Raw genomic sequence first — 19,938 nt, forward strand, 5'->3', positions numbered from 1 at the left:
TCGGCCAATGCGTTGTAGCCCGACGCCGTGGCGTACTGGCCCCAGGCGTTGCTGCCGCTGCCGAAGGCCGAAGACCCGACGCCGGTCGCGTTCGTCCCCGAACCGATCGCCGTCGAATAATCGGCAGCCGCCGTCGCATTGGACCCCGAGGCGGTGGCTTCTTCGCCATCGGCGTAGGCCTCGCCTTCGCCGCTGGCAGTAAAGCGCGCCGTAGCTTCGTCCAGCTGCTCCAGATTCACCGCATCGGTCGCTTCGGTGCCGGCTGCGACGTTTGTGATCTGACGTTCGTTGCCATCCGCGCCGACCGACACCGTGTCCGCACGATCGGCGACCGAGCCCGACCCCAGCGCGACCGCGTTGGTCGCGCCGGTCTCCACGGACGATCCGGCACCGATCGCGATGCCGCTCTCGGCATCGACGTAGGAATTGGTGCCCATCGCGATGGCGTGGATGTCGTCGGCGAATGCCTGATGGCCGATCGCGACGGTGTAGTTGTCGTAGGCGAATGCGCCCTTGCCGATCGCCACGGCGCTTTCGCCCGGCGACCAGCTGCCGTAGCCGATCGATACCGAGCGGCGTCCGGCTGCGTAGGAGTCGAGACCGAGCGCTGTCGACTCGACGCCGGTCGCCCAAGCGAAGCTGCCGTAGGCGGTCGCGCCGTCGGCCGTCGCCCAGGCGTAAGTGCCGGTCGCGGTGCTCTGCTCGCCATTGGCGCGACTGTTGTCACCCAGCGCGACGGCGTAGTCGGACTGCGCATGTGCCTTGTTGCCGGCGGCCAGCGAGGACTCGCCCTCTGCGCGCGCGCCATAACCGAGCGCGGCCGATCGTACGCCCGTCGCCTGCGCACCTGCGCCGACGGCAGTCGAATAGTCCGCAGCGGCGGCTCCGACGAGCACGGGATTGCCGTCCTCATCCTCGATCGGCCAACCGAATTGATCGAAGGCCTCACCCTGCCCGCCCACCGCGGTGCTCGCGACGCCATTGGCATCAGCGCCTGCGCCGACCGCGGTGCCGTTGTCCTGGCTGGCGCTGGCGTTGAAGCCGACCGCTGTCGATTGCGCTGCGCCCGCGTAGGCGCCGCTGCCGAATGCCGAGGCACCCGAGCCGTAGGCGCTGCTGGTCGAACCGACAGCCGTGGTGTAGTCGCCGCCGGTCGCGGCGCCCGCGCCTGCGGCGACGGACTCCTCACCTTCGACGAGGGCGTCCGCATCTCCGGACGCCTGGAAGTGGCGGGTCGAATCGGCGATCGCATCATCGACCTGTCCGACCGTCGCCGCGTCGCTGTCGGCAATGCCGTCGGAGACGTTGACCAGTCGCCGCGTAGCGGGCGCACCGGCCGCGCTCGTCCCGCTGCCGTCGCCGAACGACACCGTGTCGGCTTCCGTCGCGACCGCGCCATGTCCGATGGCGACCGCGTCGGTCGCGCCTGCACGGACCGTTGCGGTGCGGCCGACCGCGGTGCCGCCGGCGGCGAGCGCCTGAGCGGTGAAACCGACGGCGGTGGATTGCGCCTGCGAGGCCTGCGCATTCGAGCCCAGCGCGGTCGCGCCGGTGGCGAGCGCGCTCGAGCCTGCACCGATGGCCGATGCGTTCGCGGCGCTCGCACGGGCGTTGGCGCCCGTCGCGGTCGCGCTGTTGGCCGTGGCACGTGCGTTGGCACCGCTCGCGGTCGAGTTCGGACCGGTGGCCTGGGCGGTGTAGCCCAGCGCCGTGGACTGCGGCCCGCTGGCTACAGCCTGGGCGCCGAACGCGGTGGCATTGGTGCCCGAGGCGTTGGCGGTGCCGGGGATCGCGCACTGGGTCACCACCAGGCGAGCACCGTTGAGCACGGCGCACGTGCCCGACCCACCGACCCCGACCGATTGCGCGGAAAGCGGGAATGCGGCGCCGGACAGCGCAACCAGCACGGCCGCGCAAAGCGTGGCACGGCGGCCTGCCCCTGCAGTCCGCGTTGCGGATCCGGGTGCCGAATCTCCCGAGGCGAGCTCGGATGCCACGACCAGTTGCTTGAGCGCGTGGCTCCACACCTTTCGATAGATTCGGTTCATCTCGGTCCTCTGCAAGTCGCTGATTTGGAAGTGATTTGAAAAACGAAAAACCCACGGCCGCGCGCGACCGTGGGTTCGGGAGTCCTACTTCTGGAATGCGGGGACGACAGCGGCGCCGAGCCGAATCCGTCCGGAAATGTCCTCGATGGTGCGCAAGTTGAACGGTCCCCCAACGCCTGTTCGGAGTCGATACTTGCGCCTCTCAAAACTGCCCGTCAAGGTCAGTAATTGACAAAATTCAATCAATCAATGACTTGAACACCAAATTAATGACATGGATCGTCATTTATGTGACGAGCGTCAATTTTTTGACACAGCGATGCGACGCGCGACACGCATGTCGTTCGTCACGGTGTGAACGCGGGGTTTAAAACAGATGAAAGCGCCCACCGGAGGGTGGGCGCGGAGGCTCAGCCGACGTGCCTGCGCGCGTTGCGGAACATCCGTAACCAAGGGCTGTCCTCCGGCCAGTCGGCCGGGGCCCAGCTGAGGTTTGCCGTGCGCGGGGTGCGCTCGGGGTGCGGCATCAGGATGGTCGCGCGGCCGTCGGTCGAGGTCAGGCCCGCGATCGCGTCCTGCGAGCCGTTCGGATTCGCCGGGTAGCGCATGGCCGGGCCGTCGCCGTCGACGTAGCGCAGGACCACCGATGCGGCCCTGCGGTCCGCATCGTCGTCGAACTGGACGCGACCTTCGCCGTGGGCGATCGCCACCGGGATCCTCGATCCAGCCATGCCGGCGAAGAACAGCGAGGGTGAGTCCTCGACTTCCAGCAGGCCGAAACGCGCCTCGAACTGCTCGCTGCGGTTGCGCAGCAGACGCGGCCAGTGCCGCGCGCCGGGGATGATCGGCTTGAGCTGCGAGAGCATCTGGCAGCCGTTGCAGACACCGAGCGAGAAAGTGTCGCCACGCGCGAAGAAGCGCTCGAACGCGGCACGCAGTTCGGCGGTCTCGAGGATCGAGGTCGCCCAGCCGCGGCCCGCGCCGAGCACGTCGCCGTAGCTGAAGCCGCCGCAGGCGACCAGGCCCTGCATCGTCGCGAGATCCACGCGGCCGGCGATGAGATCGCTCATGTGCACGTCGACCGCGGCGAAGCCGGCGCGGTCGAAGGCCGAGGCCATTTCGATCTGGCCGTTGACGCCCTGCTCGCGCAGCACGGCCACCTTCGGGCGTGCGCCCTTGGCGATGTATGGGGCCGCGACATCATCGGACGGATCGAAGGTCAACACCGGGCGGAGGCCCGGCGCGTCGAAGCGACGCGCGGACGCGCGTTCTTCGTCGGCGCATTCGGGGTTGTCGCGCAGCGCCTGCATGGCGTGCGTGACCGACCACCAGGCGTCGAACAGCGCGTCCCACTTCCATTCGGCCAGCACGTCGTCGCCATCGAGCACGCGGATCGCATTGGCGGTCGTCGGACGGGCGATGCGCTGGGCGCATTCGATCAGGCCGTGACGCGCGACGAGATCGGCGAATTCGGCGCGGTCTTCGGCCGAGATCTGCACCACGGCGCCGAGTTCTTCTGAGAACAGCGTGCGCAGCGCGTCGCGGTTGCGGTCGTCGCCCCAGCCTTCCAGATCGATGTCGAGGCCGACGTGGGCGGTGAACGCCATCTCGCACAGCGCGGCAAAGGCGCCGCCGTCGGAACGGTCGTGATAGGCCATCAGCAGGCCCGCTTCGCGTGCCTCGCAGATCAGCTCGAAGAAGGCCTTCAGGCGCTCAGGCTCGTCGACGTCGGGGCACGGACCACCGAAGCCGTCGAACACCTGCGATAGCACCGATCCGCCCAGACGCTGCTTGCCCGCGCCCAGACCGATCAGCCACAGCTCGGTGTCGGCCTCGCGGATGAGCAGCGGTGTGAGCTGGGTGCGCACGTCGGGCACTGGCGCGAACGCGGTGATGATCAGCGAGACCGGCGAGACGACCTTCTGCGTCCCGCCATCGGCCTGCCACTGCGCCTGCATCGACAGCGAGTCCTTGCCGACCGGGATCGCCAGATCGATCTCGGGGCACAGTTCCATCGCGACCGCGCGGACCGCATCGAACAGGCGCGCGTCTTCACCGGCATGGCCGCAGGCGGCCATCCAGTTCGCCGACAGCTTGACCCGGTGCAGGGTCTCGACCGGCGCGGCGCAGAGATTGGTGATCGCCTCGCCCACGGCCATGCGCGCGGCGGCGGCCGAGTCGATCAGCGCCAGCGGCGTGCGCTCGCCGATCGCCATCGCCTCGCCGGTGAAGCCTTCGAAACCCGACAGCGTGATCGCGCAATCGGCGACCGGCAGCTGCCACGGGCCGACCATCTGGTCACGCGCGGTCAGGCCGCCGACGCTGCGGTCGCCGATCGTGACGAGGAAGGACTTGGACGCGACCGTCGGATGCGCAAGCACGCGCAGGCCGGCTGTGTGCAGATCGACCAGGCCGCTGTTGAGCGCGGGCCAGCGATGCGGCGAGGTGCGCGACGTGTCGCGATGCATCTTCGGCGGCTTGCCGAACAGCAGATCCATCGGCAAATCGATGGGCCAGTCATGGTCGCCGCCGATCGTGTCGGGCGTGGCGCCATAACCCACGGTCAGATGTTCCTTCGACGTCGCGACACCGACGATCGCAACCGGGCAACGCTCGCGCGCGCAGATCGCCTTGAACTCCTCGACGCGGTCCTGCGGAATGCCGAGGACGTAGCGTTCCTGCGATTCGTTGCACCACAGCTGCATCGGCGACAGCGACGGGTCGTCGCTGGGCACGCGGTCCAGATCGATGATGCCGCCGACGTTGGAGTCGTGCAGCAGTTCGGGAATCGCGTTCGACAGGCCGCCGGCGCCGACGTCGTGGAACCACAGGATCGGATTGCGCTCGGCCAGCGCCACGCAGCGGTCGATGACCTCCTGCACGCGGCGTTCCATCTCCGGGTTGTCGCGCTGCACGGAGGCGAAATCGAGATCCTCGGCGCTCTCGCCCGAGGCCACCGAACTCGCCGCGCCGCCGCCCAGGCCGATCAGCATCGCCGGACCACCGAGCACGACGACCGCGTCACCCGGCGACAGCGTCCGCTTCTCGACCATCGTGCGGTCGATCGCACCGAGGCCACCGGCCAGCATGATGGGCTTGTCGTAGCCGCGCACCAGGCCGTTGTCGCCTTCGGCCAGCTCGAAGCTGCGGAAATAGCCGAGCAGGTTCGGACGACCGAACTCGTTGTTGAACGCGGCGCCGCCCAGCGGGCCGTCGAGCATGATCTCGAGCGCCGGCGCCATGCGCGGGTTCAGCGCGCGCGGCGCTTCCCAAGGCTGCGGCAGCGTGGGGATGCGCAGGTGCGAGACCGAGAAGCCGGTCAGGCCGGCCTTGGGCTTGCCGCCGCGGCCGGTCGCGCCCTCGTCGCGAATCTCGCCACCGGCGCCGGTGCTGGCGCCCGCGAACGGCGAGATCGCGGTCGGATGGTTGTGCGTTTCGACCTTGATGCAGAACGCGCTGTCGACCAGCGGTTCGCTGCGGTATTCGAACGACACCGGATCGGGCCGGAAGCGGCGCGCCGGGTAGCCTTCCACGACCGCCGCGTTGTCGCTGTAGGCCGACAGCGTGTGCTCGGGCGTCGTCGCGTGCGTGTGGCGGATCATGCCGAACAGCGATTGCGCGCGGCCGTTGCGCGTCATCTCCTCGCCGTCGATGGTCCAGGACGCATTGAAGATCTTGTGCCGGCAGTGCTCGGAGTTCGCCTGCGCGAACATCATCAGCTCGACGTCGGCCGGATCGCGGCCCAGTGCGCCGAAGCGCTCGCGCAGGTACGCGATCTCGTCGTCGGCGAGGGCCAGGCCGAGACGCCTGTTGGCGGCGTCGAGATCGTCGAGCGCGATGCGCTCGAGCGCGCCACGCGACGGCGTGGCGAACAGGGCATCAGCCGCATCGACATCGTCCAGCAGCGACTGCGTCATCGGGTCGTGCAGCAGCTTCGACACCGCCGCCTGCGTGGCCGCATCGTCCGGCCAGCCGGCCAGATCCAGGCGCAGGCCGCGTTCGACGCGATGCACCGGCTGCCCGGCGCCGCGCAGCAGTTCGGTGGCCTTGCTGGCCCAGGGCGAAATGGTGCCCAGTCGCGGCGAGACGTAGCGCGAGACGGCGCCCTCTGCGCGAACCGGCGCGGGGCCGGCGTCGACCTCCAGGATCCGGCGCAGCGTGGCGTCGTCGGGCGACTGCCCGGCCTCGGCCTCGACGAAGTAGACATGCCAGGCGCCGGCCACTGTGAGCGCGGGCGACACCGACTGCAGACGTGCTTCAAGCCGTTCGCGGCGGAACGGCGACAGGGCCTGCTGGCCCTCGAGGACGATCATGTCCGGGGAAACCGTATTTCAGGGCCGGCCATTGTAGCCAATGGCCGCGCCGGCCGCCCCAACCGCACCTGTGCGGCGGGGCGTGCGTGGGCCTTCAGCGGCTGCCGCCGGCCTCGCCGTCGAGGCGCTGCAGGGCCTGGAGGAGCTGATCGGGCGGCATGTAGCCCGGCATCGTGGTGCCGTCGGCGGCGATGATCATCGGCGTGCCGGTCAGGCCGACGCGCTGACCCAGCGCGTAATGCGCCGCAACCGGGTTCTCGCAGGACTTCGATTCCACGCGCTGCCCGTTCTTGGCAGCGGTCAGCGCCTGCTTGCGGTCGCTGGCGCACCACACCGACTCCATCAGGCGGAAGTCGTCGGTGCCCAGGCCCATGCGCGGATAGGCGAGGTATTCGATGGCGATGCCGCGCTTGTTGTACTCGGCGATGTCCTCGTGCAGGCGACGGCAGTAGCCGCACTCCACGTCCGTGAACACCGAGACGGTGTACTTCGGATTGGCGGGCGCGAAGATGATGCGCTGGTCTTCGGGCACCTCCGAGAGCAACCGCTGGCGCAGCTTGGACAGGCCCGCCTGGCTCATGTCGCGCTTCTCGCGCGCATCGAACAGGCTGCCCTGCAGCACGTAGCGGCCGTCGTTGCTGACGTAGAGCACCTGGCCGGACACGATGACTTCCTGGAAGCCCGGCAGCGGGGCGTCGGCGACGCTCTCGATCGACACGCGCGGATTGATCGACAGGATCGCGTCGCGTGCTTCGGCGGCCGGCGAACCGGCCGGCGCTTCGATCGCGGCGGGCGCCGGCGTGGCCGTGTCCGCGGCGGTTGCCGATGCGGCATCGGACGTGCCCGGGCTCTGGGCACAGGCGGACAGGCTGAAAGCGCCGAACAGCGCGAACACGAAGTGCTTCATCGACATCGACCACCAAGAGCGGGGGTTCCCGGAAGGGGCCATTCTGTCACGACGGCCGCGGACGGGCGCCGGGCCGGCGACGCGCCGCAGCAGCGGTTCATGGGATCCCGTCACCCGATCGCTCAGCCGCGCGGATGGTGCGTGGTGTGGAGCCGCTTGAGCTGTTCCCGCGCGACCAGCGTGTAGATCTGCGTCGTCGACAGCGAGCTGTGGCCGAGCAGCATCTGCAGCGCGCGCAGGTCGGCCCCGTGGTTGAGCAGATGCGTGGCGAAGCTGTGGCGCAGGCCGTGCGGACTTACCCGGGCCGGGTCGATGCCCGCCGCGGCGGCGTAACGCTTCACCAGTCCCCAGAACTGCTGCCGTGTCATCGCGGCGTGCCGTTTGGTGAGGAACAACGGCGTGCCCCCCGCCGCATCGCGCGCCGGCCCCTTGCCGCCGGCGAGCACGGGACGGGCCTCGTCGAGATAGCGCTGCAGCCAGTGCTGGGCCTCTTCGCCCAATGGCACCATCCGCGTGCGCTCGCCCTTGCCGGTCACCCGCAAGGCGCCCTGTCGCAGATTGACGCCATTGGCCGGCAACCCGACGAGTTCGCTGACGCGCAGGCCGCAGGCGTACATCAGCTCCAGCATCGTGCGGTCGCGCAGGCCTTCGACATCGCCGATGTCCGGCGCACCCAATAGCGCATCGATCTGCGATTCGCCCAGCGCCTTGGGCAGCGAACGCGGCAATTTGGGCGGTTCGAGCAGCGCGGTCGGATCGTCCGTACGTCCGTGGCGACGCTGGCGATGTGCGTAAAACGCGCGCAGCGCCGACAGCAGTCGCGCATTGCTGCGCGCGCTCCAGCCGTGACCGGACCGCCAGGCGAGAAAGCCGAAGATCGTCGCGCGGTCCGCGTCGGCGATCGGGGCGCCGTCGCGCCAGCGCGCGAAGGCCGCAAGGTCGCCGCCGTAGGATGCGGCCGTCTGCTTCGAGATGCCGTGCTCGGCCCAGAACGCGTCCAGAAACCCGTCGATGTCGCGACGGTCCGCGTCCCGCAAAGGCGGCAGCGCCATCACGAGCGAGCGGCGTTCGGCGGGCGTGGTCGTGCGATCGGACATCGCGCACAGCTTAGCGGCCTCACGGCTGCGGCTATGCTCTGGCGATGACCCAGGATTCGACGACGCCCCCTGCCCGCCCACCCCGCCCGTGGATCGGCTGGCGGTGCCTGGCGCTGGTCTACGACCTGTGGCCGGTGCTGGCGTTGTGGCTGCTGCTGTCGGCGGCGTTCACCGCGGCCTTCACGTTTCTGGGCCATCACGACCCGCACGAGAACATCGCGCCGCTGAGCGCGTTGCAGATCGTGCTGTGGATCGGCTGCTGGCTGCTGACCGGGCTGTACGCGGTGTTGAGCTGGCGGACCGGCGGGCAGACGCTCGGGATGCGGCCGTGGCGCCTGCGGGTTCGCGCCCGTGATGGCGGGCACGCGTCGACGCGTGCGCTGTGGTTGCGCTTCGGCGTGGCGACGGTGTCGCTGCTCGCCGGTGGACTGGGGTTCTGGTGGGCGTGGGTGGATCGCGAGCGCTTGACCTGGCATGACCGCGCGAGCGGGACGCGGATGGTGCGGGAGCCGAAGCGGAGTGGGCCGAGCGCCTAGCGCGCGTCATGCCGGGACCTGGCGCTCGTCATTCCAGCGAAAGTTGGGATCCAGCCTGCTCTGCGTGGTCGGAACGAAGATCAAAATGGGTCCCAGCGTTCGCTGGGGCGACGGATGCGTTCTTCGAAGTCCTGCGATAGCGCTTCGTAGCGCACAGGCTGTTCGTTCAATCGCTCATCCGTCCCGGCGAAGCACGCGAGGCGTTCGGCGTACCCGCGCGGCAGTGCCGCGCGGGTACGCCTCACCCACTCCGTCTGCGGAAGAGGGTCCAGGAGATGATCAGCATCACCACCGGCGGGACCAGATAGGCCAGGCGGTAGTCGATGCGGTAGACCGCGGCGAGCTTGACGATCTGCATCTGGCCCAGCCAGAAGCCCAGTGCGAACACCACGCCGATGAAGAGCCGTTTGCCGGCGTTGCCGCTGCGCAGCGAGCCGAACGCAAACGGGATCGCCGCCAGGCACAGCGCCAGCACGTTGAGCGGGTAGAACCAGCGGCCCCAGTAGTGCTCTTCGAACTCGCTGGCGTCGAGCTGGTTGCGATGGCGGTACTCGATGCCGGCGCGCAGTTCGCTCGACGGCATGTAGCGCGGGCGCCAGATGTTGCTGGCACTGGCCGCGAGCGTCGACGCGTCGAGCTGCGATTCCCAGTGTTCCTCGTCGGCCTCGGTCCGCGTCACCGCGCGCGGCTCGAACCAGGTGCGTTTGACGTCGCGCAGCAGCCAGCCCTGCGGGCCGTGTTCGGCGGTCTGCGCATGCGCCACCGACTCGAGCCGGCCGTCGCTGGCGAATTCGAACAGACGCACGTCCTGCAGCTGGATGCGGCTGCCGGCGCCGTCGCTGATCTCGTTGCCGTTCTGCGCATTGAGGAAAATGTCGCCCTCGCGCGCCCACAGGCCCGAGTAGCGACCGACGATCATGTCGCTTGAACGCGCGGCCGACTTCATGCTGTCGGCGCTGCGCTGGGCCATCGGGCCCAGGGTCTCGCCGTTGAGGATCATCACCGCGGTCAGCACCAGCAGCGGCAGTGCGACCGACACGCTCAGGCGCGTCCGCGACAGGCCCAGCGCGCGCATCGCGATCAGCTCCGACGTGGCCGCCAGCTGGCCCAGTCCCATCAGCGACCCGATGACCGCCGCGGTCGGAAACATCACGTAGGCGCGGCGCGGCAGCGTCTGCAGGATGTAGGTGATCGCGCTGAAGTAGGTGTAGTCGCCTTGGCCGACCGCATCGATCTCGCTCACGCCGGCCATCAGCGCATCGAGACCGACCAGCACCACCCAGGTCGCCAGCACCATTACGGTGACGACACGCGCGACGTACAGATCGTGGATCCGGATCAGGGGCTTCACTTCGCGCGCCTCCACTTGGGCGCCGTCACCCGGCCATCCTTGAAATACATCCAGCAGGCGAACGCCAGCAGCGGCAGGGCCAGCCACCACATGCCCAGCAGCACCGGAATCTTGCCGTCGGCCACCCAGTCCTTGCCGAGCATCATGAAGTTCATGCCCAGCACGTAGGCCAGAAAGCCGGTCATCATCCGGCCGTAGCGCGCCTGGCGCGGCGGGCTGCGCGCCAGCGGCACCGCGAGCAGCGCGAAGGCCAGGGTCAGGAACAGCGGCGCCATGCGGTAATGCAGTTCGGCATGGGCTTCGGGGCGCGCGTCACCGAACAACGCCAGCGTCGGCTGCAGTTCGGGATCGTCGCCGTCGGCCCGCGATTCCACCGCCGGCAGGCGCAATTCGTTGCTCGCATAGCGCATCAGGCGATAGTCGAGACCGGCGTCCATCGGGCCTTCGACGCGGAAGCCTTCGTCCAGACGCAGGAAGCGCTCGGTGCCCTCGATGCTCAGCGCGCCGCTCAGCGAGGTGGTCACGTCCATGCGGCCTTCGTCCTGCCGGTAGACGAACACGCGGCCGAGCTTGCTGCCATCGTCGGACATCGCATTGACGTAGACCACACCGCCACCGCCCGGGAACTCGACGAAGCGGCCGGCCTCCAGACCGGTCACCAGCAGGCTGCGCTGGCCGGCCTCGATCATCTGCTGCGAATAGTCGCGCGCCCACGGGCCCAGCCACAGCGAGCACGCACCGATCACCAGCAGCATCGGCCCGACCACCAGCATCAACGGCCGCAGCAGACGCTTCGGCCCGATGCCGACCGAGGTCAGCACCGGCATTTCCGAATCGCGGTAGAGACGGCCGAAGCCGAGCATCAGGCCCAGCATCAGACCCAGCGGCAGGATCAGCGGCATGTAGCTGATGACCGACAGCCCCAGCTGGGCCAGCATCAGCTTGGCCGGCACGCGGCCGCGGGCGATGTCGCCCAGCACGTCCGCGAACACCCCGCCCAGACTCACGATCAGCAGCACCACGAGGGCAGCGAACGTGGACTGGGCCAACTCGCGGAAGAGGTATCGGTCGAGCTTCGACATCGGGCGTGGGGGCTTTGCTTTAGACTTGGGGGTTCGTCCAGCCGCGCCACCACGGCGCTTCTGCGGCGGCAAGCCTGACACGGGCGCCGCGCACTGGACCGTGAAGTGTACCGATCACCCTCTGGAATCTGGTTGATGACCCTCGAATTCTCCCTGAACCACGAAGCCCCCGCCGCCCTGTCGACCGATTGCCTGGTCGTGGGCGTATTCGCGGACGGCGCACTGGCCGGCGCCGCCGAGGCCCTCGACTCCGCCAGTGGCGGTCGCCTGTCCGCACTCGCCGCGCGTGGCGATCTGTCCGGCAAGGCCGGTCGCACCACCCTGCTGCACGACCTGCCGGGCGTCACCGCACCGCGCGTGCTGGCACTGGGCCTGGGCGAGCGCACCAAGTTCGGCGTGCCGCAGTACCTCAAGGCCATTGCCGACGCGGTGCGCGCGCTGCGCGACGGCAACAGCGCCAGCGCCGCGATCGCCCTGAGCGACCTCGACGTCGGCGGTCGCGACACCGCGTGGAAGGTCCGCCAGGCCGTCGTTGCCGCCGATCACGCCGCCTACCGCTACGTCGCCACGCTGGGCGCGAAGAACAAGAAGCGCGAGTCCGACACACTGAAGTCGATCGCCATCGTCGCCGAGGATGCCGATGCGCTGTCGCAGGGCAAAGCTATTGCCGCCGGCGTCAAGTTTGCCCGGGAGCTCGGCAACCTGCCGCCGAACATCTGCAACCCGGCGTATCTGGCCGAACAGGCGCAGACCTTCGCCGCGCGCTTCGACAAGGCGTCCTGCGAAGTGCTCGACGAGCAGCAGATGGAAGCGCTGGGCATGGGCTCGCTGCTCGCCGTGGCGCGCGGTTCGGCCAACCGCCCGAAGCTGGTCGTGCTGAGCTGGAACAACGGCGGCGACGCCAAGCCCTACGTGCTGGTCGGCAAGGGCATCACCTTCGACACCGGCGGCGTCAACCTCAAGACGCAGGGCGGCATCGAGGAAATGAAGTTCGACATGTGCGGCGCCGCGACCGTCATGGGCACCTTCGTGTCCGCAGTCGGCCTGGATCTGCCGGTCAACCTGCATGTCGTGGTGCCGGCGGTCGAGAACGCGATCGACGGCAACAGCTACCGCCCGTCCGACGTCATCACCAGCATGTCCGGCAAGACCATCGAAGTCGGCAACACCGACGCCGAGGGCCGCCTGATCCTGTGCGACGCGCTGACCTACGCCGAGCGTTTCGAGCCGGCCGCGCTGGTCGACGTGGCCACGCTGACCGGCGCCTGCATGGTGGCGCTGGGCACGCAGGCCACCGGCCTGATGAGCAAGCACGACGATCTGGCCGCCGAACTGCTGGCCGCCGGCGAGCACGTGTTCGACCGCGCGTGGCGCCTGCCGCTGTGGGACGAGTACCAGTCGATGCTCGATTCCAACTTCGCCGACGTCTACAACATCGGCGGCCGCTGGGGCGGCGCGATCACCGCGGGCTGCTTCCTGTCGCGCTTCACCGAAGGTCAGCGCTGGGCGCATCTCGACATCGCCGGCAGCGCCAGCGGCAGCGGCAAGATGGCCTACGCCACAGGCCGCCCGGTCGGTCTGCTCAGCCAGTGGCTGATGGACCAGGTCGCCTGACCGGTCCGGGCCTGACGGGGATCCGGCGCGACGTCGCGTCCCCGGCCATGGTCCGCCCGCTGCCGCCATGGCCCGTGCCGATTTCTATCTGATCGCCAAGCCGCGGTTCCGCGAGGAACCGCTGCGCCTGGTCTGCGAACTCGTCCGCAAGGCCTATGCCGCCGAGCTGTGGACGCTGGTGCTCGCCCGCGACACCGCGCAGGCCGAAGCGCTCGACGACCTGCTGTGGGACATGGGTGAGGACGATTACATCCCGCACCAGATCGCCGGCATGGACGACGAGGACGACGTGACCCCGGTGCTGATCGCCACACCCGATGTCGATGCGCCGGTACGCGCGCTCGTCATCAACCTGCGTGACGCCGTCGCGCCTGCCGGCTTCGAGCGCGTGCTCGAAGTCGTGCCCGCCGACGACTCGGCACGCGAGCCGCTGCGCGAGCGCTGGCGCCAGTACAAGGCGGCCGGGCTCGAGGTGTCGAAGCACGATATGTGAGGCGCGGCGATTTGTGATTGGTGATTGGTGATTCGAAAGAGCACTGGTCCGATCGCTATGCCGCTCCGCTCTTCCAATTACGAATCACGAATCACCCATTACGGCCCTCCCATGTCCCTCGCCCCCAGCTACGACCCCGGTACCTTCGAAGCCCGCCTGTACGCGGAATGGGAAAAGAGCGGCGTCTTCCAGCCGCGCGGCGACGGCCCGGCCTACACGATCCTGCTGCCGCCGCCGAACGTCACCGGCACGCTGCACATGGGCCACGCCTTCCAGCACACGCTGCAGGACGCGCTGATCCGCTACCACCGCATGCGCGGCTACCGCACGCTGTGGCAGATGGGCACCGACCACGCCGGCATCGCGACCGAGATGGTGGTCTCGCGCAACCTCGCGCTCGAGGGCAAGGGCGAAACCCGTGACTCGCTGGGCCGCGAAGGCTTCATCAACAAGGTGTGGGAGTGGAAGGCGCAGTCGGGCGGCACGATCGAACGCCAGATGCGTCGCCTCGGCACCTCGGGTGACTGGACGCGCAGCGTCTTCACGATGGACGACATGCCCTCGCAGGCTGTCATCGAGGCCTTCGTGCGGCTGCACGATAAGGGCCTGATCTACCGCGGCAAGCGTCTGGTGAACTGGGATCCGGTGCTCGACACGGCGATCTCCGATCTGGAAGTGGAAAACCGCGAAGTGCCCGGCCACATGTGGCATTTCAAGTATCCGCTGGCTGGCGGCGAAACCTACGAGTACATCGAGCGCGACGCGGACGGCAACGTCACATTGCGCGAGACGCGCGACTACATCTCGATCGCGACCACGCGTCCGGAAACCATGCTCGGCGACGGTGCGGTCGCGGTGCATCCCGACGACGCGCGCTATGCGCCGATCGTCGGCAAGCTGTGCGAAATCCCGGTCGGTCCGAAGGCGCACCGCCGCCTGGTGCCGATCATCACCGACACCCACCCGGACCCGGCCTTCGGCTCGGGCGCGGTCAAGATCACCGGCGCCCACGACTTCAACGACTACCAGGTCGCCGCGCGCAACGGCATTCCGCTGTACGCGCTGATGGACAGCCATGCGCGCATGCGCACCGACGGTCTCTCCTACGAGGAGAGCGCGGACATCGCAGGCGCGATCGCGCGCGGCGAGCGCGAAGCCGGCGATGTCGGCACGGTCAACCTGGTGCCCGACGCATTGCGCGGCCTCGACCGCTACGAGGCGCGCAAGCAGGTCGTCGAGCAGGTCACCGCCGAGGGGCTCGCCGTCACCGATGCCGACGGCAATCCGGTCGTCGATTCAAAGCCGATCATGCAGCCCTTCGGTGATCGCACCGGCTCGGTGATCGAGCCGTTCCTGACCGACCAGTGGTTCGTCGCGATGGACGAGATGGGCCGTCGCGGTATGGAACTCGTCGAAAGCGGCGCGGTGAAATTCGTGCCGCCGAACTGGATCAACACCTACCGCCACTGGATGGAGAACATCCAGGACTGGACGATCAGCCGCCAGCTCTGGTGGGGCCACCGCATTCCGGCGTGGTTCGACGAAGCCGGCAACATCTACGTCGGCCGTAACGAGGCCGAGGCGCGCACGCGCGGCGGCATCGGCGACGACGTCGCACTGCGCCAGGACAGCGACGTGCTCGAGACCTGGTTCTCGTCGGGCCTGTGGCCCTTCAGCACGCTCGGCTGGCCCGACGCCGACGCGATGCGCGAGCGCGGCTTCGACGATTTCCTGCCGACCAGCGTGCTGGTGACCGGCTTCGACATCATCTTCTTCTGGGTCGCGCGCATGGTCATGCTGACCGACGCGCTGACCGGCAAGGTGGCCTTCAACGACGTCTACATGACGGGCCTCGTCCGCGACAAGGACGGCCAGAAGATGTCGAAGTCGAAGGGCAACATCCTCGACCCGCTCGACATCATCGACGGCATCAGCGCCGACGCGCTGGTCGCCAAGCGCACCACCGGCCTGATGAAGCCGACCGATGCGCCGAAGATCGAGAAGGCCACGCGCAAGGAATTCCCGGACGGCATCGCCTCGCACGGCGCCGACCCGCTGCGCTTCACGATGGCCGCGCTGGCCGGCCCCGGCCGCGACATCAAGTTCGATCTCGGCCGCGCCGAGGGCTACAAGAATTTCTGCAACAAGCTCTGGAACGCCACGCGCTTCGTGCTGATGAACACCGAAGGCTTCGACGCATCGGTCGACACCGCGCCGGTGACCGACGCCGAGAAGTGGATCCTCTCGCGCCTGGCCAAGGTCACCGGGGAAGCGCAGGCGCATTTCGCCGCTTACCGCTTCGACCTGCTGGCGCAGGCGCTCTACGAGTTCGCATGGAACGAGTACTGCGACTGGTTCGTCGAGCTGACCAAGCCCGCGCTGCAGGGCGACGACAAGGCGGCTGCCGACAGCACCCGTCGCACCCTGCTGTCGGTGCTTGAAGCGGTGCTGCGTCTGCTGCATCCGCTGATTCCCTTCGTCACCGAGGAACTGTGGCAGCAGGTCGCACCGCGCCTCGGCATCGAGGGCGACACGATCTCGCTGCAGCGCTATCCGCAGGCCGCCGATTTCGGCGGTGCCGATTTCGAGCGCGCCGAAGCCGACATCGAGTGGCTCAAGCAGATGGTCACCGCGCTGCGCCGCGTGCGCAGCGAGCTGGGCGTCTCGCCCGGCAAGCAGGTGCCGCTGCTGGTGCGGGCGGGTAGCGAGACGACGCGCAGCCGCCTGCAGCGCTTCGATTCGCAGTTGAAGTTCCTCAACCGCCTCGAGCGCATCGAGACGATCGACGGCGACCCGCCTCCGGCCGCGGCCGGACTCGTCGGCGATCTCAAGCTGTTCGTGCCGCTCGAGGGTCTGGTGGATCTCGACGCCGAGCGCGCACGTCTCGACAAGGAGATCGTCCGCGTGACCGCCGAGAAGGACAAGAGCGCCGCGAAGCTGGAGAAGTTCAGCGACAAGGTGCCGGCCGCGGTCGTCGACCAGGAGCGCCAGCGCCTCGCCGACTGGACCGCGCAGGTCGAGGCCCTGAGCGCGCAGCGCGCGCGGCTCTGAGCACGCCGGATCAGGGCAGGTCGTGACGTTGCACTCCGGGGCGCCCGCCTACAATCGGGCGTCCCCCATGCACGTCATCCCCCATGCCGAGCACTGATCGTCCGCCCCATATCGTCATCGTCGGCGGCGGTTTCGCCGGCCTCTGGGCCACGCGCGCGCTCGCACGCGATCCGGTGCGTATCACCCTGATCGACCGCGGCAACCATCACCTGTTCCAGCCCTTGCTCTACCAGGTGGCGACCGCCGGCCTGTCGGCGCCGGATATCGCCGCGCCGCTGCGCCACATTCTGCGCGGCCAGCGCAATGTCGAAGTCCGACTGGCCGAAGTGCGCGGCATCGACACGCGCGCGAAAACGCTCGCGCTTGCCGACGGCGCCGCCCTCGCCTACGACACGCTGGTGCTCGCCTCCGGCGCCACCCACGCCTACTTCGGCAACGACCATTGGGCGGCGCACGCGCCGGGCCTGAAAACGCTCGACGATGCGCTGCTGCTGCGCCGCAAGCTGCTTCTGGCCTTCGAACGCGCCGAGGCCGAAACCGATCCGGACAGGCGCGCTGCTTGGCTCAGCTTCGCCGTGGTCGGCGGCGGCCCGACCGGTGTCGAACTCGCCGGCACGCTGGCCGAAATCGCACGTCACACCCTGCGCAGTGAATTCCGCAACATCGATCCGGCCGAGGCGCGCGTGCGTCTGGTCGAGGCCGGTCCGCGCGTGCTGTCCTCGTTCCCCGACGATCTCTCGGACAAGGCACGCCGCCAGCTGCAGAAGCTCGGCGTCGAAGTGCTGACCGGTACGCCGGTCGCCGACATCGATGCCGACGGCTACCGCCTCGGCGACCAGCGCGTCGCGGCGAAGACCGTGGTCTGGGCAGCGGGCGTTGCGGCCTCACGGTTGGGTGCGCTGCTTGATGCGCCGCGCGATCGCGCCGGCCGCGTGCAGGTCGAACCGGACCTGCGTGTGCCCGGGCAGCCCGACATCTTCGTCGCCGGCGATCTTGCCGCGGTGCACAGCAACGGCCGGCAAGTGCCCGGTGTCGCCCCGGCAGCCAAGCAGATGGGGCGCCACGTCGCCGCCAGCATCCGCGCGCGTCTGCGCGGCCAGGCGACGACGCCGTTCGTCTACCGCGATTTCGGCAACCTCGCGACGATCGGGCGCATGGCGGCGGTCGTGCATTTCGGCAGGCTGAAGCTTTCGGGCGCGCTGGCCTGGTGGTTCTGGCTGATAGCGCACGTGTTCTTCCTGATCGGATTCCGCAACCGCGTGGTCGTGCTGCTCAACTGGATCCTGGCGTACTGGAGCTACCAGCGTGCGGCGCGGATCATCTTCGGTCCGCCACTCGATGCCGATCTGCCCGCACGTCCCGACGCCGCCGGACAGGACGCCTCACGCATCGGCTAGCATGACCGCGCGCCCCACCGAACCGGATCCAGGCCGGGCCGAGTCGCGTTCTCTTCCCCTCCCCCGCAACCGGTCCGCGCATGTTCGACGTTTCGACCCACAATTTCTGGATCGCCCTCGCGGTCACAACGGCCGCAGGCTTGGCGACGGGCCTGGGCAGCCTGCTGGTGATCTTCGCCAGGCAGCCGAACGCGCGCCTGCTGGCCTTCGGCCTGGCATTCGCGGCCGGTGCGATGGTCTACGTGTCGCTGACCGAGATCCTCGACAAGTCGATTCTCGCCTTCACCGATGCCTACGGCCCGCAGCTCGGCTTCACCTGGGGCACGTTCGCATTCCTGGGCGGCCTGCTCTTCATCGTCGGCATCGACAAGCTGGTGCCGAACCCGCACGAGCGCCTGGAGGTCGACGACCCCTACTTCCGCGAGCACAACACCAGCTACATCAAGCGCGTCGGCCTGCTGACCGCCGTCGCGATCACCGCGCACAACTTTCCCGAAGGCCTGGCGACGTTCTTCGCCACGCTGGAGAACCCGGGCGTCGGCCTGCCGCTGGCGTTCGCCATCGCGATCCACAACATCCCCGAGGGCATCGCGATCGCGGTGCCGGTCTACTTCGCCACCAACAACAAGACCTACGCGTTCTTTGCCTGTCTGCTGTCGGGCCTGGCCGAACCGATCGGCGCGCTGATCGGCTACGCGTTGCTGCGGCCGTTCCTGTCCGAGCCGGTGTTCGGCGTGGTGTTCGGCCTGATCGCCGGCGTCATGGTGTTCCTCGCGCTGGACGAACTGCTGCCGGCCGCCAAGCGCTACGCCAAGGGGCACGAGACGGTGTACGGCCTGGTCACCGGCATGGCGGCGCTGGCGATCAGCCTGGTGCTGTTCAAGTGGTGAACTGAGACCCCGTCACGGAGGCTGCATGCGGCGTCGCGCGGTGCTGGGAGCGATCGGTGCCTTGGCGCTCGCGCCTGCGTACGCGTATGCCGGACACGATGAGGACGCGCTGCTTGACGCGATCGATCTCGATGGCGCACCGGGCGCCGCGATCGGCGTCGTGCGTGCGGGCAGGATCGTGGTGCTCGGCGGGCGTGGCCGACGCGGACCGTTCGATGCACGGACCCCGGGCGCCGACACCGCGTTCGAGATCGGTTCGCTGACCAAGACCTTCACTGCATGTCTGGTCTTCGCACTCGCGGCTGACGGTCTGCTCGACATCGACGCGCCCATCGCCGCTTATGTCGACGACCTGCCGCCGACCTGGCGGGACCGCAGCCTCGCCTCGCTGCTCGCGCACACCGGCGGGCTGCCGGAGTACCTCGACGCAACGAATTTCCGCACGCTGATGCCGCAGGCGCTGACACCGCGCGAGATCGTCGCGATCGCGGCCGATCGGCCGCTCGCGTTCGCTGCCGGGACGCGACACGTCTACAGCAACACCGGCTATGTGTTGCTCGGCATGGCTGCCGAGGCGGTCGGCGGGGCGTCCTACTGGACGCAACTGGACACGCGCTTCTTCCGGCCCGCGGGCATGACGCGTACCGGTCCGCGCACGCAGGTACAGGCCGGCCACGATGTCGCGACGGGACGGTTCTGGACCGGCGTGGACTGGGACGACACGCCGCCACCTGCAGCACCGGGTGCGACGTTCTCTGCAGGCGGCCTGGTGTCCACCGCGCGCGATCTGGCCCGCTGGGCGATCGCGCTGGACGCGGGACAGCTGGTCGATGCGTCGACCCGCGCACGGATGTGGCGCCGGGCCTCGCTCGCCGATGGCACCGCCATCGATTGGGGACTGGGCTGGAAGATCGAAGGCAGCAGCGAGCGGCCCGTGGTCGCGCATGGGGGCGGGACTGCCGGCTTCTCGTGCTGGTTCCGGCGCGATATCGCCGCGCGCCTGACCACGATCGTGCTGACCAACCAGAACGGTCGCGCCGACCCAACCCTCATGAGCGACGCACTGGAGGCGGCGCTGCAATCCCAAAGTCGCTAGCCGGGCGCAGCCTTGCCGCATTGACAGCGCCTGCAACGGAAACGGCCCGCTTGCGCGGGCCGT

Annotated in this window: 12 protein-coding genes and 2 pseudogenes; 7 read left to right on the forward strand and 7 right to left on the reverse strand. The window is 68.8% G+C overall.

Annotated elements, in window-relative coordinates; all coding sequences use genetic code 11:
• The 5 genes and pseudogenes from E2F49_RS08500 to xerD form a co-directional block, all read right to left on the reverse strand.
• Positions 1-1,829, reverse strand: a pseudogene (locus E2F49_RS08500) (ESPR-type extended signal peptide-containing protein); the annotation flags it as partial.
• Between the two features lie 87 nt (positions 1,830-1,916).
• A pseudogene (locus tag E2F49_RS16795) lies at positions 1,917-2,048 on the reverse strand (ESPR domain-containing protein); the annotation flags it as partial.
• Between the two features lie 410 nt (positions 2,049-2,458).
• A complete protein-coding gene (purL, locus tag E2F49_RS08505) occupies positions 2,459-6,361 on the reverse strand; it encodes a phosphoribosylformylglycinamidine synthase (protein WP_133393516.1) in 3,903 nt (1,300 codons plus the stop codon).
• A 94-nt stretch (positions 6,362-6,455) separates the two neighbouring features.
• Entirely contained in the window at positions 6,456-7,268 is an 813-nt protein-coding gene (locus tag E2F49_RS08510) for a DsbC family protein (protein ID WP_133393628.1), read from the reverse strand.
• Positions 7,269-7,390: 122 nt separating this feature from the next.
• Entirely contained in the window at positions 7,391-8,365 is a 975-nt protein-coding gene (gene xerD, locus E2F49_RS08515) for a site-specific tyrosine recombinase XerD (RefSeq protein WP_133393517.1), read from the reverse strand.
• Positions 8,366-8,409: 44 nt separating this feature from the next.
• Here xerD and E2F49_RS08520 point away from each other — a divergent pair, with 44 nt between their 5' ends.
• Positions 8,410-8,901, forward strand: coding sequence for an RDD family protein (locus E2F49_RS08520; RefSeq protein WP_133393518.1), 492 nt, complete (start codon positions 8,410-8,412; stop codon positions 8,899-8,901).
• 241 nt (positions 8,902-9,142) lie between these two features.
• On the opposite strand, the gene lptG is transcribed toward E2F49_RS08520, so the two are convergent.
• Positions 9,143-10,306, reverse strand: coding sequence for an LPS export ABC transporter permease LptG (lptG, locus tag E2F49_RS08525; RefSeq protein WP_425481362.1), 1,164 nt, complete (start codon positions 10,304-10,306; stop codon positions 9,143-9,145).
• Entirely contained in the window at positions 10,249-11,334 is a 1,086-nt protein-coding gene (gene lptF, locus E2F49_RS08530; RefSeq protein WP_133393520.1) for an LPS export ABC transporter permease LptF, read from the reverse strand. The genes lptG and lptF overlap by 58 nt, the downstream gene beginning before the upstream one ends.
• 135 nt (positions 11,335-11,469) lie before the next feature.
• On the opposite strand from lptF, the gene E2F49_RS08535 reads away from it, so the two are divergent.
• The 6 genes from E2F49_RS08535 to E2F49_RS08560 all read left to right on the forward strand — a co-directional run bounded on the left by E2F49_RS08535 (position 11,470) and on the right by E2F49_RS08560 (position 19,875).
• Positions 11,470-12,948, forward strand: coding sequence for a leucyl aminopeptidase (locus tag E2F49_RS08535; RefSeq protein ID WP_133393521.1), 1,479 nt, complete (start codon positions 11,470-11,472; stop codon positions 12,946-12,948).
• A 67-nt stretch (positions 12,949-13,015) separates the two neighbouring features.
• Positions 13,016-13,441, forward strand: coding sequence for a DNA polymerase III subunit chi (locus tag E2F49_RS08540; RefSeq protein ID WP_133393522.1), 426 nt, complete (start codon positions 13,016-13,018; stop codon positions 13,439-13,441).
• 111 nt (positions 13,442-13,552) lie between these two features.
• Complete coding sequence (locus E2F49_RS08545; protein WP_133393523.1) at positions 13,553-16,492, forward strand: valine--tRNA ligase; 2,940 nt, start codon at positions 13,553-13,555, stop codon at positions 16,490-16,492.
• An 83-nt stretch (positions 16,493-16,575) separates the two neighbouring features.
• Positions 16,576-17,889, forward strand: a complete 1,314-nt coding sequence (locus E2F49_RS08550; protein WP_133393524.1) for an NAD(P)/FAD-dependent oxidoreductase — start codon at positions 16,576-16,578, stop codon at positions 17,887-17,889.
• Positions 17,890-17,969: 80 nt separating this feature from the next.
• Positions 17,970-18,779 carry a zinc transporter ZupT gene (gene zupT / locus E2F49_RS08555; protein ID WP_133393525.1) on the forward strand — a complete coding sequence of 270 codons (810 nt, stop codon included), beginning with the start codon at positions 17,970-17,972 and terminating at the stop codon, positions 18,777-18,779.
• A 25-nt stretch (positions 18,780-18,804) separates the two neighbouring features.
• Positions 18,805-19,875, forward strand: a complete 1,071-nt coding sequence (locus E2F49_RS08560) for a serine hydrolase domain-containing protein (protein WP_133393526.1) — start codon at positions 18,805-18,807, stop codon at positions 19,873-19,875.
• Positions 19,876-19,938: the final 63 nt, after the last annotated feature.

Source organism: Luteimonas terrae (assembly GCF_004358165.1).
In the GTDB taxonomy this organism is placed as follows: Bacteria; Pseudomonadota; Gammaproteobacteria; order Xanthomonadales; family Xanthomonadaceae; genus Luteimonas; species Luteimonas terrae.